Origin of the sequence: Streptomyces sp. KL2 (assembly GCF_046529545.1) — a bacterium.
Classification (GTDB): Bacteria; Actinomycetota; Actinomycetes; order Streptomycetales; family Streptomycetaceae; genus Streptomyces; species Streptomyces radiopugnans.
Window position 1 is genome coordinate 1,673,257 of record NZ_CP127170.1, and the last position, 13,707, is coordinate 1,686,963.

Annotated in this window: 13 protein-coding genes and 1 riboswitch; of the genes, 1 reads left to right on the plus strand and 12 read right to left on the minus strand. The window is 72.4% G+C overall.

All coding sequences use genetic code 11. The annotated features are described in order from the left end of the window. Positions 1-140: 140 nt before the first annotated feature. On the plus strand, positions 141-773 hold the full coding sequence (locus tag QPK52_RS07450; RefSeq protein WP_410540244.1) for an N-acetylmuramoyl-L-alanine amidase: 633 nt from the start codon (positions 141-143) through the stop codon (positions 771-773). Between the two features lie 73 nt (positions 774-846). On the opposite strand, the gene QPK52_RS07455 is transcribed toward QPK52_RS07450, so the two are convergent. From QPK52_RS07455 to QPK52_RS07510, 12 genes are all read right to left on the minus strand, one after another. After that, the gene (locus QPK52_RS07455) at positions 847-2,016 is read right to left on the minus strand and encodes a cysteine desulfurase family protein (RefSeq protein ID WP_410536320.1); all 1,170 of its coding nucleotides are present in this window, start codon (positions 2,014-2,016) and stop codon (positions 847-849) included. A gap of 112 nt (positions 2,017-2,128) precedes the next feature. Then, on the minus strand, positions 2,129-2,605 hold the full coding sequence (locus QPK52_RS07460) for a Dps family protein (protein WP_093661789.1): 477 nt from the start codon (positions 2,603-2,605) through the stop codon (positions 2,129-2,131). A 266-nt stretch (positions 2,606-2,871) separates the two neighbouring features. Next, on the minus strand, positions 2,872-3,705 hold the full coding sequence (locus tag QPK52_RS07465) for a thioesterase family protein (protein ID WP_093661791.1): 834 nt from the start codon (positions 3,703-3,705) through the stop codon (positions 2,872-2,874). A 55-nt stretch (positions 3,706-3,760) separates the two neighbouring features. After that, positions 3,761-4,426, minus strand: coding sequence for a trimeric intracellular cation channel family protein (locus QPK52_RS07470; RefSeq protein WP_410536322.1), 666 nt, complete (start codon positions 4,424-4,426; stop codon positions 3,761-3,763). A 118-nt stretch (positions 4,427-4,544) separates the two neighbouring features. After that, positions 4,545-5,675 (minus strand): ABC transporter ATP-binding protein, encoded by a 1,131-nt coding sequence (locus QPK52_RS07475; RefSeq protein WP_410536324.1) that lies wholly within the window; start codon positions 5,673-5,675, stop codon positions 4,545-4,547. Then, entirely contained in the window at positions 5,672-6,820 is a 1,149-nt protein-coding gene (locus QPK52_RS07480) for an ABC transporter ATP-binding protein (RefSeq protein WP_410536326.1), read from the minus strand. The genes QPK52_RS07475 and QPK52_RS07480 overlap by 4 nt, the downstream gene beginning before the upstream one ends. A gap of 4 nt (positions 6,821-6,824) precedes the next feature. After that, entirely contained in the window at positions 6,825-7,778 is a 954-nt protein-coding gene (locus QPK52_RS07485) for an ABC transporter permease (RefSeq protein WP_410536328.1), read from the minus strand. Continuing rightward, on the minus strand, positions 7,778-8,782 hold the full coding sequence (locus tag QPK52_RS07490) for an ABC transporter permease (protein WP_410536330.1): 1,005 nt from the start codon (positions 8,780-8,782) through the stop codon (positions 7,778-7,780). The genes QPK52_RS07485 and QPK52_RS07490 overlap by 1 nt, the downstream gene beginning before the upstream one ends. 90 nt (positions 8,783-8,872) lie before the next feature. After that, entirely contained in the window at positions 8,873-10,540 is a 1,668-nt protein-coding gene (locus QPK52_RS07495) for an ABC transporter substrate-binding protein (RefSeq protein WP_410536332.1), read from the minus strand. A gap of 283 nt (positions 10,541-10,823) precedes the next feature. Continuing rightward, a complete protein-coding gene (locus QPK52_RS07500; RefSeq protein WP_410536334.1) occupies positions 10,824-11,591 on the minus strand; it encodes an enhanced serine sensitivity protein SseB C-terminal domain-containing protein in 768 nt (255 codons plus the stop codon). Positions 11,592-11,781: 190 nt separating this feature from the next. Further along, positions 11,782-12,561, minus strand: a complete 780-nt coding sequence (locus tag QPK52_RS07505) for an enhanced serine sensitivity protein SseB (protein WP_410536335.1) — start codon at positions 12,559-12,561, stop codon at positions 11,782-11,784. Between the two features lie 79 nt (positions 12,562-12,640). Further along, the gene (locus QPK52_RS07510; protein WP_410536336.1) at positions 12,641-13,360 is read right to left on the minus strand and encodes an AAA family ATPase; all 720 of its coding nucleotides are present in this window, start codon (positions 13,358-13,360) and stop codon (positions 12,641-12,643) included. Positions 13,361-13,584: 224 nt separating this feature from the next. Continuing rightward, a riboswitch (glycine riboswitch) is annotated at positions 13,585-13,694 on the plus strand. The last annotated feature ends 13 nt before the right edge of the window (positions 13,695-13,707 follow it).

Below are 13,707 nucleotides of genomic sequence, written 5' to 3' on the forward strand. Positions count from 1 at the left end.
CCAGGGTACGGGGCCGTGCGCGGCCCGGCGGAACCGTACGGGCGTTCCCGGGCGTTGTGCGGTCTGTGAACGAGAGAAACGCCCCGGACCACCGCAGGAGCCACCGGGCGGACGGCACGGGCCGCACGTCCCGGACCGCGATCGGCCGCCGCGCCCTGCTGGTCGGCGGCGCGGCGGTGGGGCTGGGCGCCCTCGGGTACGCGGCCCGCGACGAGGTGGCCCGGACGTGGTGGAGGGTGCCGGGCGTGGACCGGCCGCGCACCGAGGGCGAGGTGGACCATCCGGGAGCGGATTGGCTGCCGGCGTCCGAGGCGAACTGGCGGCGGGCCGACCGGCCCTACGACTACACCGTCGACCGGGTGGTGATCCACGTCATCCAGGGCCCCTACGCGGTGGCCCTGAAGGTCTTCCAGGATCCGTCCCACCGCGCCGCGACCCACTACGTGGTGCGCACCTCCGACGGGAAGGTGACGCAGATGGTGCGGGAGCTGGACGTGGCCTACCACGCGGGCAACCGCGAGTACAACGAGCGCAGCGTCGGCATCGAGCACGAGGGCTTCGTGGACCGTCCGGAGACGATCACCGACGCCACCTACCGGGCGTCGGCGGCGCTGACGGCCGGGATATGCGACCGGTACGGCCTGCCCCGGGACCGCGAGCACATCATCGGCCATGTCGAGGTGCCCGGCACCGACCACACCGACCCCGGGCCGCACTGGGACTGGGACCGGTACATGCGGATGGTGCGGGACGTTCCGGTCCGCAAGGCGTGAGCGGGCCGTGAACAGGCCGTGAGCGGGCCGTGAGCGGGCCGCCGCCGGAGGCGGACCGGCGGCCTGCTCACGGCTACGACAGACCGGCGCCGCGGGCGCGCTCCACGGCCGGGCCGATGGCGGCGGCCACCGCGTCCACGTCCGCCTTGGTGGAGGTGTGGCCCAGCGAGAAGCGCAGGGTGCCCCGGGCCAGCTCCGGATCGGTGCCCGTGGCCAGCAGGACGTGGCTGGGCTGGGCGATGCCGGCGGTGCAGGCCGATCCGGTGGAGCACTCGATGCCCTGGGCGTCCAGCAGGAGCAGCAGCGAGTCGCCCTCACAGCCGGGGAAGGAGAAGTGCGCGTTGGCGGGCAGCCGCCCGGCCGGGTCGGGGTCGCCGCCCAGGACCGCGTCCGGCACGGCCTCGGTCACGGCCGCCACCAGCGCGTCCCGCAGGGCGCCGACCTCACGGGCGAACTCCTCGCGCCGCTCGGCCGCCAGCCGCGCGGCGACCGCGAAGGCGGCGACGGCGGGCACGTCGAGGGTGCCGGAGCGCACGTCGCGCTCCTGGCCGCCGCCGTGCAGCAGCGGTGCGGGGGCCCACTGCCGGCCCAGCAGCAGTGCGCCGACGCCGTACGGACCGCCGATCTTGTGGCCGCTGACCGTCATCGCGGCCAGTCCGGAGGCTGCGAAGTCCACCGGCACCTGGCCGACGGCCTGGACGGCGTCCGCGTGCATCGGGATGCCGAACTCGGCCGCCATCGACGCCAGTTCGGCCGTGGGCTGGAGGGTGCCGATCTCGTTGTTGGCCCACATCACGGTGATCAGGGCGACATCCTCGGGCCTGCGCTCGACCGCCTCGCGCAGCGCCTCGGGGTGGACCCGCCCCAGGCGGTCGACCGGCAGCCACTCCACCCGGGCGCCCTCGTGGTCGGCGAGCCAGTGGACCGCGTCGAGGACCGCGTGGTGCTCCACGGGGCTGGCCAGGACGCGGGTGCGGACGGGATCGGCCGCGCGCCGGGCCCAGTACAGGCCCTTGACGGCGAGGTTGTCGGCCTCGGTGCCGCCGGAGGTGAGGACCACCTCGCTCGGCCGGGCGCCGAGGGCGGCGGCGAGGGCCTCGCGCCCCTCCTCAACCGTGCGCCGGGCCCGCCGCCCCGCCGCGTGGAGGGAGGAGGCGTTGCCGACGAGGCCGAGCTGGGCGGTCATCGCCTGCACCGCCTCCGGAAGCATCGGGGTGGTGGCGGCGTGGTCAAGGTAGGCCATGGTTAACCGATTCTACGAGCCGCCCGGGCCGGGACGGGAGCGAGGACCGGCCAGACGGCCGGTCCTCGCTCCGGAGCCCCGCCCCGGACGCCGCGGGGCGGGCGGGCGCCCCTCAGTCGACCTTGTGCTCGGCCTGGAACATCCAGTGGTGCTTCTCGAGGTCGGCGATGATCGAGATGAGGATGTCCTGGGTCACCGGGTCCGGCTTCTCCGTGGCGTCCATGCGCTCGCGCATCCGGTTCACCACGGAGGCCAGCGCGCCGACCATGACCTCGACGGCCTTGTCGTCCTGGTGCCAGCCGCTCTCCACTCCGGTGATGGCGCTGCCGGAGGCGAGGGCGGAGGCACGGCCGTCGGGGGCCAGGCCCAGGGCCGCGGCGCGTTCGGCGACGGTGTCGGAGTAGGTGCGCGCGGTCTCCACGACCTCGTCGAGCTGGAGGTGGATGGAGCGGAACCGCGGCCCGATCACGGTCCAGTGGACCTGCTTGGCCACCAGCGACAGATCGACCAGGTCCACCAGTGCGCCCTGCAGCGCCTCTCCGACGACCTTGAGGTCCTGGTCGGGCAGTGTGCTCTTCACGGCGTACATCCGTTGACCACCTTCACTTCTCTCACGGGGGAGATTTGTCGCATTTGGCGTTTTTCGTCCCTTTTCAGGCTACCCGTGAAGGGCTTCGCCACTCCCGCGCCACCGGCCCCGCCCACCCGGTCGCGCACCGCGTTCGCGCCGGTCACGGCGGGTGCCGGGGCACTCGGGCGACGTCGTTACGTGTGCCCCGTACCGCCCTCCGCATGCGGTCGCGGCCCTGGCCCCCGCGGAGGGGGCCAGGGCCGCGACCGGGTCCGGGACCGCGCTCAGGCCGGCAGGGCGCGGGCGAGCTGGCGGGACTGGGCGACGAGCCGGTCCTCGCTGTCCCAGACGTCGGCGTCCTCCTCCAGGAAGCCGCCGGCCAGGTTGCGGGTGGTGACGGCCACCCGCACCGGCCCGGGGGCCGGGCGCCGGCGGACGTGGACGGTCAGCTCCACCGTCGGGACCCAGCCCGACAGGCCCAGCTCGAAGGCGGTGGGCGGCAGGGCGTCCACGGCCAGCAGCAGGGAGAGGGGGTCGTGGTCGCGGCCGTCGGCCAGCCCGAACCAGCCGCGCATCTCGCCGCGCCCGCTGGGCGCGCCGACCGCCCACCCGACGGTGGCCGGATCCAGACGCAGGTCGATCTGGTGGGTGATGGGCGGAACGGCGGACGGGTCCATGCCGTCCCTGGCCCCGAGGCAGCTCTCGTACGGCGGGATCTGCGGCGGCTTGGCGCTGGTGCGGACGTCGTCGGGCAGCGCGGCCAGGTCCCCGTAGCTCGCCAGTACGCGGATGCGCTCCACCTCCCGCCCGTCCTCGTCCCGCTGGAGGAGGGAGGCGGCGCCGGTGGACAGGGTGCGGCCGGCGCGCACGGCGGTGGTGCGCACGGTCGCCGGGCCGGGCCGGGAGGCGGTGAGGTAGTGCGCGGTGATGGTGAAGGGGTCGGGGTGCGGCAGTGCGTCGCCGAGGGCGCGGCCGAGCAGGGCCAGCAGGTAGCCGCCGTTGACGGCGTGCCCGATGGTCCACTGGGCGGAGAGGTCGGCGCCGTAGACGCCCTCTCCCTGTGCGGTGACGGCCGTGTCGCGATCGAACGCGCTGGTACCGATGGTTGCCTCGGTCATGGCAGTACACGGTACAGGCTTTTATTACCGGCTAGTAGCCAGGTCTCGGCAGCCCTCACGCCTCCTCCTCGCTCCCCTCGGTCCGCTGGCTGCGGCGGTGCCAGGCCCTCGGCGCGCGCCAGTTGCAGCGCAGGGCCAGCAGCCGCAGCACGAAGGCGAGGGCGGCCGCCGCGCCGCTGGTCACCCCGTTCAGCTCCCCGGCCTTGATCAGCAGTGCCACCGCCGTCGCCCCGACGACGGCCGGCACCGCGTAGACCTCGCGGTCCCAGCGCAGCAGCGAGGGGACCTCGTTGGCCAGGACGTCGCGCAGCACACCGCCGCCCGCCGCCGTGGCCAGCCCCATGACGACCGAGGCGGTCAGGCCGAGCCCGTAGGCGTGCGCCTTGACCGTGCCGGTGACGCAGAACAGGCCGAGCCCGGCCGCGTCGAAGACCATCACCGCCCGGTTGATCCGCTCCACCTGCGGGTGGAGGAAGAAGACCAGCACCGTGGCGGCCAGCGGGGTCAGCAGATAGCCGAGATCGGTGAAGGCGGCCGGGGGCACCGCCCCGATCACCAGGTCCCGGAAGAGCCCGCCGCCCAGCCCGGTGACCGAGGCGAGCAGCGCCATGCCGACGACGTCGAAGTTCTTGCGGACGGCGAGCAGCGCGCCGGAGACGGCGAAGACGAAGATCCCGGCCAGGTCGAGCCAGTGCTGGACGGAGGGGGTGAACAGATCCACCCCCCGGTTGTAACAGGTGCCGCGTACGCCGCACCGCCCGCCTCCGCGCTCATGGGGCGGAGGCGGGCGGTGCGGGGGGACACGGCGCCCGAGGGGCCGGGAGAGCGGGGCGTACGGCTCACTCGGCCGCGGTCGCGGCCTCCTCCGTCTGCTCGGCCCTCCCCGTGTTCACGGCAGCGGCCGGCTCGGCGCGCCGGTCGTGGTGCTCGGCGTGCCCGGCCGGGACCACCTGGGCCGCGTTGTGCGTGGGGCTGATCCGGCCGTCGGCGATCTCCTCGGCCCAGTGGCAGGCCACCCGGTGCCCGCCGCCCAGGTCCCGCAGCTCGGGGCGCTCGGTCGCACAGCGCGTCTCCTGCTTCCACGGGCAGCGGGTGTGGAAGCGGCAGCCCGCCGGCGGGTTCGCCGGGGAGGGCAGGTCGCCGGTGAGCAGGATGCGCTCGCGGCTGTCCTCGACCTCCGGATCGGGCACCGGCACGGCCGACATCAGCGCCCGGGTGTACGGGTGCCGGGGCTCGGCGTACAGCGTGTCGCTGGGCGCCTCCTCCACCAGCGAGCCCAGGTACATCACCCCGACGACGTCGGAGATGTGCCGCACCACGGCCAGGTCGTGGGCGATGACCACGTAGGTCAGGCCCATCTCCTGCTGGAGCTCCTCCAGCAGGTTGATCACCTGGGCCTGGATGGAGACGTCCAGCGCGGAGACCGGCTCGTCGCAGATGATCACGTCCGGTTCCAGGACCAGCGCCCGGGCGATGCCGATGCGCTGGCGCTGCCCGCCGGAGAACTCGTGCGGATAGCGGGAGAGCGCGTTGGCCGGCAGCCCGACCCTCGCCAGGATCGCGCGGATCCTCTCCCTGCGCTCGGCCTGGTCCGCGCCGATGCCGTGGGCCTCCATGCCCTCGGAGAGGATCGACTCGATGTTCTGCCGGGGGTTGAGGCTGCCCAGCGGGTCCTGGAAGACCATCTGGAGCCGGCGGCGGAAGCGGCGCATCTCCTCGTCCGGCAGCTTCGCCAGATCGGTGCCGTCGAAGACGACCTCGCCGTCGGTGACGTCCACCAGCCGCAGGACCGCCCGGCCCAGCGTGGTCTTGCCGCAGCCCGACTCGCCCACCAGGCCGTACGTCTGGCCCGGCTCGACGGAGAGCGAGACCCCGTCGACGGCGTAGACGTGGCCGACCGTGCGGTCGAAGAGGATGCCCCTCCTCACCGGGAAGTGGACCTTCACACCGTTCAGTTGGAGCAGGCTCATGCTCCGGCCTCCTTCTCGGCCGTGCCGGCCGTTCCGACCGCCACGTCCCTCTCCGCCGGATCGGCCTTCTCCACCGAATCGGCCTTCCCCGGGCCAGCGCCGTCGGCGGCGTCCGTCCCGGGCACCTCGTCCGGCTCGGGCAGCGCGGACCGGCGCAGTTCGGCGGCGCCCCCGGAGAGCACCGGGTTGACGCACCGCACCTGGTGCCCGGGCTTGCGGGGCTCGCCCAGCACCGGGGTGCCCTGGAGGCACTCCAGCGTGTAGTGGTCGCACCGGGGGGCGAAGGCGCAGCCGTCCTCCCAGGCGATCGTGTCGTTGATGGAACCGCGCACCGGCCTCAGCGGCTCGCCGCGCGGCGCGTCGAGCCGGGGGATGGACCCCAGCAGCCCGTTGGCGTACGGGTGGGTCGGCGCCTCGAACAGCTCACGCCGCGCGGCGGACTCCACCACCTTGCCCGCGTAGAGCACGTTGACCTGGTCGCACAGGCCCGCGACCACGCCCAGGTCGTGGGTGATCATCAGCAGGGCGGTGCCCTCCTGGTCGACCAGTTCCTTGAGCAGTTCCAGGATCTGGGCCTGGATCGTCACGTCCAGGGCGGTGGTCGGCTCGTCGGCGATCAGCAGCCGCGGTGCGCAGGCCACCGCCATGGCGATCAGGGCGCGCTGCCGCATGCCGCCGGAGAGCTGGTGCGGGTACTCCTTCAGCCGCCGGTCGGGGTCGGGGATGCCGACCCGGTCCAGCAGGGAGGCGGCCTCCTTGCGGGCGGCCTCGCCCTTGAGCCCACGGTGCCGGTTCAGGATCTCGGTGACCTGGACCCCGATGGGGACCACCGGGTTCAGCGAGGACAGCGGGTCCTGGAAGATCATCGCCAGCTGGGAGCCGCGCAGGTCGCGCATCCTCTTCGGGCTCAGGGTCAGCAGGTCGGTGCCGTCGAAGTCGGCCCGGCCCCCCACCTTCACGCCCCTGGAGGGCAGCAGCCCCATCAGGGCCAGCGAGGTGACGGACTTGCCGCAGCCCGACTCCCCGACCAGGCCGACGACCTGGCCCTGGTCGACGTCGAAGGACACTCCCGACACGGCCTTCACATCGCGCCGGCCGCGCTGGGTGAAGGTGACGGTCAGTTCGTCCACGGAAAGCAGGGCCATGTGATCAACTCCGCAGTTTCGGGTCGAGGGCTTCCCGCATCGCCTCGCCCAGCAGGGTGAAGCCGAGCGCGGTGACGATGATGCCCAGCGCGGGGTAGATCGCGAGCATCGGTGCGCTGTCGAAGTAGCTCTGCGCCTGGGCCAGCATGACGCCCCACTCCGGTTCGGCGGCGTCGGGGTTGCCCAGACCGAGGTAGGACAGCGCCGCCGCCTCGATGATGGCGGTCGCCAGACTCAAGGTGGCCTGGACGATCACCGGGCTCAGGGAGTTGGGCAGCACATGGCCGAGCGCGATGCGCCGCTTGCGCACTCCGAGGGCCCGGGCGGCCAGCACGTAGTCCGAGCCGCCCTGCGCCAGCATGGCACCGCGCAGCAGCCGGGCGAAGATGGGGATCTGCACCACGCCCACCGCGATCATCACGGTGGTCAGGGACTGGCCCAGGACCGCCGCGATGGAGACGGCCAGCAGCAGCGAGGGCAGCGCCAGCATGATGTCGATGACGCGCATCACGGCGGTGTCGATCCGGCGTCCTGCCCTGCCGCCCAGCACGAGGGCCGCACCCGAGGCACCGCCGATCAGCGCGCCGATGGTGAAGCCCAGCAGTGTGGCGACGATTCCGACCAGCAGTGTCTGGCGGGCTCCCACCAGCATCCGGGAGAACTCGTCACGGGCCAGGTGGTCCAGGCCGAGCCAGTTCTCGGCGCGGGGGCCGACGAAGATGTTCTGGTTGGTGAGGACCTCACCGCGCCACAGCTGCGCGGTGGGGCTGTACGGGGCGACCCACGGGCCCACGATCGCGACCACCACGAACACACCGATGATGCACGCGCCGATCACGGCCATCTTGCTGGCCTTCAGCCTTCGCCAGGCCTCGACCCACAGACTGGCGCCCGTGGAGGTCTCGGTGGAGGCGGTGAGCTCGGCGAGCCGGTCGATCTTGTCGGTCTTGGTGCTCATCAGTGCACCCGCACTCTCGGGTCGATAAGGCTGTAGGCGAGGTCAACCAGCAGGTTGATGACGACGTACGCAGCCGCGATGAACATGATGAAGCCCACCAGGACCGGGTAGTCGCGCTCGTCGATGGCGGTCTTGATGAACGAGCCGATGCCTCCGAAGGCGAATACCGACTCGGTGAGCACCGCACCCGACAGCAGACCGCCGGTGAGCAGGCCGACGGCGGTGACGATCGGCAGCAGCGCGTTGCGCAGCACATGGCGGCCGCGCACCACCTGGCGGCTCAGCCCCTTGGACTCGGCGGTGCGCACGTAGTCCTCGCCCAGCACCTCCAGGACGCTGGCCCGGGTCATGCGGGTGATGATGGCCAGCGGGATCGAGGAGAGCGCCAGAGCGGGGAGCACCAGGTGCATCGCCGCGTCCCAGGCCGCGTCGAACTCGCCGGTCAGGATGCCGTCCAGGACGTAGAAGCCGGTGACCTCGGTGGCGTCGATGCCGGTGGTCTGGCGGCCGAAGCTGGGGAACCAGCCGAGCTGGACGGCGAAGACCGCCTTGAGCAGGAAGGCCAGGAAGAACACCGGGATGCAGATGCCCACCAGGGAGCCGGAGACCGCGGTGACGTCCAGCCAACTGCCGCGCCGGCGGGCGGCGAAGTAGCCCAGCGGCACACCGACGGCGATGGCGATGATCATGGCCGAGATCCCGAGCTCCACCGTGGCGGGGAACGCCCGGGTGAACTCGTCCCACACCGGCTGGCCGGTCTGGGTGGAGACTCCCAGGTCCAGCTCGGACAGCCGCCTGAGGAAGCGGCCGTACTGCACCCACACGGGCTGGTCGAGCCCGAGGGCCGCCTCGATGCGGGCCCTGTCGGCGGCTGTGGCACGCTCGCCGAGCATGGCCGCAGCGGGTCCGCCGGGCAGCCGGTTCAGCCAGACGAACAGCAGAACCGACAGGCCCAGCAGGGTGGGTATCAGTTGGAGCAGTCTTCGTACGACGAGACGCAACACCCCGCGATGCCCCTTTCTTGGTCCTCATGGGCAGGTCCGCCCGGCCACTTCGGATGCCGTGGCCGGGCGGACCTGCGCGCGGTCATGCGTTTACTTGAAGGAGACCTCGGCGAAGTTCTCCTGCGTCAGCGGGGAGACCTCGGGAAGGTTGACGTCCTTGGCGAACGCGATGGACGGCGGGGAGGAGGAGACCGGAACACCCGGGATGTACTCCATGATCGCCTCGTTGGCCTTCTTGTACAGCTCGACCCGCTTGGTGACGTCCGGCTCGGCGCTGGACTTCTTCACGGCGTCGAAGACCTTGTCGTCGCGGAAGCCCCACTGCTTGTCGTAGCCGGCGAACCAGGTGCCGATGAAGTTGTAGGCGTCGTTGAAGTCACCGGTCCAGCCCAGCAGGTGCAGGTCGCAGGTGCCGGCCTCGGTGGCGTCGATGTAGTCCGGGGCCCACTTCATGGGCTTGGGCGTGACGCTGATGCCGGCCTTCTCCAGGTCCGCCTTCATCAGCTCGAACATGTCGGCCGGGGCGGGCATGTACGGGCGGGTGACCTCGGTCGGGTAGCAGAAGGTGACCTTGAGGTTCTCCTCACCGGCCTTCTTCAGCAGGTCCTCGGCCTTCTTCGTGTCGAACTCGTAGGTGGGGACGTCCTTGGAGTGGCCGTCGACGGTGTCCGGCATGAACTGGGTGGCCACCACGCCGCCCTCGGGGAGCTGCGTCTTGACGATGTTCTCGCGGTCGATGGCGTGGGTGATCGCCTGGCGGACGTCCTTCTTCTTCAGGGCCTTGTTCGCCTCCTGCGACATGCCCATGTAGAAGATGTTGAACACGCCGCGGACCGGGACCTGGAAGCCTTCCTTCTCCAGGGTCTTCACGTCCGAGGGCGCGACCAGGTCGTAACCGTGGATGTTGCCGGCCTGCAGGGCCTGGCGGCGCGCGGACTCCTCGGCGATGGTGCGGAAGACCAGCTTCTCGACGCCGGCCTTCTCACCCCAGTAGTCGTCGAACCGCTCGAGGGTGACTTCCTTGTTGCCCTTGTCCCACTTGGTGATCCGGAAGGGACCGGTGCCCGCGACGGTGCCGGCCTCCTGGCTGTACTTGGGGTAGGAGATGGCGTCGCCCTCGCCGCTCAGCTCCTGCTTCTTGTAGGCGTCGATGGCCTTCGGGGAGTGGATGGCCAGCGCCTGGAGCGAGAAGCCGCCGGGCAGGTTGGCCGTGGCCTCGTGCACGTTGATGACGACCGTGTGCTCGTCCTTCGCCTCGCAGCCCTTGTAGTTGGCCTTGGGCGTGTCCTTGTTCTCGTTCTTGGCGAAGCCGCCGAAGATCTTCTGCCAGTAGTAGGAGACCGCGCTCTCCTGGTACGTACCGGTCCAGTTGAACCAGTGGTCGTAGTTCTTGCACACCGCCTCGGCGGTCAGCTTCTCGCCGTCGTGGAACTTCACGCCCTCGCGGAGTTTGAAGGTCCACTCGGTGCCGCTCTCGTCGGCCTCCCACGACTCCGCGAGGCCGCCGACCAGCTTGGTGCCGCCCGGCTCGTGCTCGATCAGCGCCTCGAATGCCTGGCGGGTGACCCGGAACGTCTCACCGTCACTGGCCAGCGCCGGGTCCAGCGAGCCCGGGTCTCCGGCGGCGCCGAAGACGAAGGTGTCCCCACCCTTGCCTTCGTTCTTCTCGCCTCGTTCACTGGCACATCCAGTGGCGATCACACCAACCGCGAGGGTCGCCGCGATCGTCTGGACGACCCTGGAACCGGTTATTCGCATGTTCCACCTCAGGGGTCGGTGACGGTTTGACTGCTGGTCGCCCGAACAGTACTGCGCCCAACCATCGGTGTGAACTGTCCGCATGTCGGTGATATAGACCTGAGACCCTGGCGCCCGAAACGGCGACAGCGCAGGTCAAAGCGTGGATACCGGACGAAACAACCGGCCGCCGGCGGGCCGCGGGAAGGCGCCTGCGGGACCCTCGGCGCCCCACCGCTCCGGCCCCGCCGCAGACCCCTCCGCGAGCCCTGCGGTGCGGGTGCGTCCGGCCGGTGATTCCACGTCAGTAGGGGCGGGGGTAGCCGTAGCCGTGCCCGGGGGCCGCCGCGGGGGCGGCGGCGTGGGCGTCGCGGTCGAAGAACGGGCGGGAGTTGGCCCGCAGCCACATGGCGACCGGGTCGTACTCGTCCGACATCGACACCGTGGACACCGCCAGTCCGTCCGGCACCGCGGCCACCGACTGCTGCATCATCGACCGCACCGACTCCACCGCCTGCGGCGCGGAGTCGTACAGGTCGAGCCCGATCACCAGCTGCGGCGCGCCCAGGGCGGGCTGCACCCAGGCCCGGCGCAGGGTGCGCACGGCGGGCGTGCGGTGGGCGTTGTGCACCAGTTGGGCGTAGAAGTGCGGTACGTCCACGGTCGGTTCACCGATGCGCAGCGGTCCGGCCGGCAGCCTCTCCAGCCCGCCCGCGATCCGGCGCAGGTCCAGCCAGGGGACGCCGACGCCGCCGCCGGGCGCGTGCGGGTTGAGCCACAGCCCCCAGCGGTCGGGGAAGAGGGCGGCGGCGATCTCGCGTCCGCCGACCACCTCGTGCTCCCTGGTCCAGCCGGAGGCGGCCAGCTCCTGCTCGGAGGTCACACAGGGCGCGTAGCCGTGCCCGGCGACCTCCATGTTCCCGTACTGGGCGTCGGGGGATCCGGCCCGGCCGTGCCAGAGCAGCATCCACACCCGGCCGGAGGCGAGGGCGTGCAGCAGCGATTCATAGGTGTCGTACCGCCCGGGCGCCACCTGCCGCAGCAGCTGCTCAACGCTTCCACCCGCGCTCACGTGGGCCGCCCCTTCTCGCGTCGTCCTCGCTCACCGGGCCGCGCGCGCGTCCCGCCCCGACATCCAACCAGCTTACGGTCCGCACCCGACAGTGCCCGGACCACTCGACCGTCTCCGGACACGGACGCCCGGAGTGCGACCGGACCGGCTCCCCGGGCGCAGCCGCCCGGGACACCGTCCGGCCCGGGTGTCAGTACGGCTGGTCCTGGCGGTTGTAGAAGGGCCGCACGCACTGGCGCATCCAGTCCACGACCGGGTCCTGGGCCGCGTCCAGCAGCACCATCTGCACCGGCCAGCGCACCGGCTCCCGGCCCAGCGCGCGGCCGAGCGCGTCGTGCGCCGCCGCACGGGCCTGCGGGTCCAGCAGGTCCAGCTCCACTCCGACGAACAGCGCGGGCGGGTCGCCCTCGACGCTGGCCAGGCCGCGGCGCGCGGTGCGGACCTGCGGCAGCACCGCGAACTCCCCGGCCGCGGCGGCCAGGAAGTCCACCGGCTCCTCCTGCCAGTCGGGCTCGAAGAGCCGGACCCGGGCGCCGCTCGCCACCCCCGGGATCCCCTCGGCCCCGCCCTCCCGGCACAGTTCGGCCACGGCGGCCGGGGGCAGGGGGACGCCGACGGTGCCCTCGGGGTTGACCGCGATCCCCACCTGCGGCGGCAGGCCGCGGGCGAACTCCCGTGCGGGCGCGACGGCGAAGGACAGGTGCGAGCCGACGCACTGCAGGAACTGCTGCTCGGAGCTGAAGACGGGGACGTAGGGCGCTCCGTCGAGCTGGATCGTGGGCAGGTCCAGATTGGGGCTCGCCGGCCCGCCGCCCTCGGGCAGCGGCACCCACAGACTGCTGCGCCCGAGCACCTCCAGCAGCCGGGCGCCCGCTCCGGGGGCGCCGAGGGAGGCGGCGAGGGTCTCCTCCAGCTCGTTGCCGGGCCAGCCGCCGCCGTGCCCCGGTCCGTACTGCTGCGGGATGGTCATGGGAAAACCCTATCGGCACCGGGCGGGTGCGTCCGTCCGCCGTCCGCGCCCGCCTCCACGGGGGCGCGGACGGCGGGCGTCAGTCGAACACCACCCCGCGCAGCGCCCCCGCGGCCGTCCGGTCCAGCAGTACCGAGGCGACGCAGCCCGGGGGCAGCCGCCCGGCCTCCGCGTCCGCCACCAGGCGGCGCACCGCACGCCGGTGCCGGGCGAAGGCGTACGCCGACACCCCGCGCCCCCGCTCCGCCTGCCCGGCCAGCGCCACCTGGGGCGGTACGTCCAGCAGCACCAGGTGCACGGCCCGCCCGCGCCGCCGCGCGTCCAGGGCCAGCCAGCGGCGCACCCAGCCCTGGGCGCCGCAGTCGTGCACCACCACACCGGCCCCCGAGGCCAGGGCCCGCCGCAGCGCGAGGTAGTGCGCGACCCTCACCAGGGGGCGGTAGACGGCGTACGGCAGCCGGGCGGGCATCCGCCGCTCCCAGCGCTCCCTCATGTCCTGGGAGTCGATCCGCACGACCGCGTCGTCCTCGGCGACCACGCGGCGGATCAGGGTGGACTTGCCGCTGCCCGGCAGCCCGGAGACGACCACGCGGTCGCCCGCGGGGAAGCGCAGGACCCGGACCGCCGCGGTGCCGCGCAGATCGCGGCCGTCCGCTCTGCCCGCCGCCGCGGGCACCGCCTTGCCCGCCGCCTTCCCCGGCACCGCCCTCCCCGGCACCGCCTTTCCCGGCGCCTTCGCGGGCCTGCGCCGGGGCGGCGCCCCGCCCTGTGCCGTACAAGCACTCTCCAGGCTGCTCACCGGATACGTCCTCCCCGCTTTCGCGCCACGCGCTCGCGGCGTCACCCAGAGCGTGTCAAGAAGGATGACGGCGGACAAGGTGGCCGCTCACCAGGTGTGTCACGGCGCCGTACCCGTCTCGTCACCCCTCTCGTCCGGGACGTGGCGGCGCGGCTTCGCGCCCGCCCGGGGGCGGTGTGCGCCGGGCGTGCGATGATGAGCGTGTCAACTGCATACCGGCCGATCGAGTCCGCACGGGAGAGTTCCCGGAAAACGCAGGTCACGACGGTTTCCGGGGCGCCGAAGGAGCAAGTCCTCCCTTGAATCTCTCAGGCCCCGATACCGTGTGGACGAGGCAGATCTGAAAA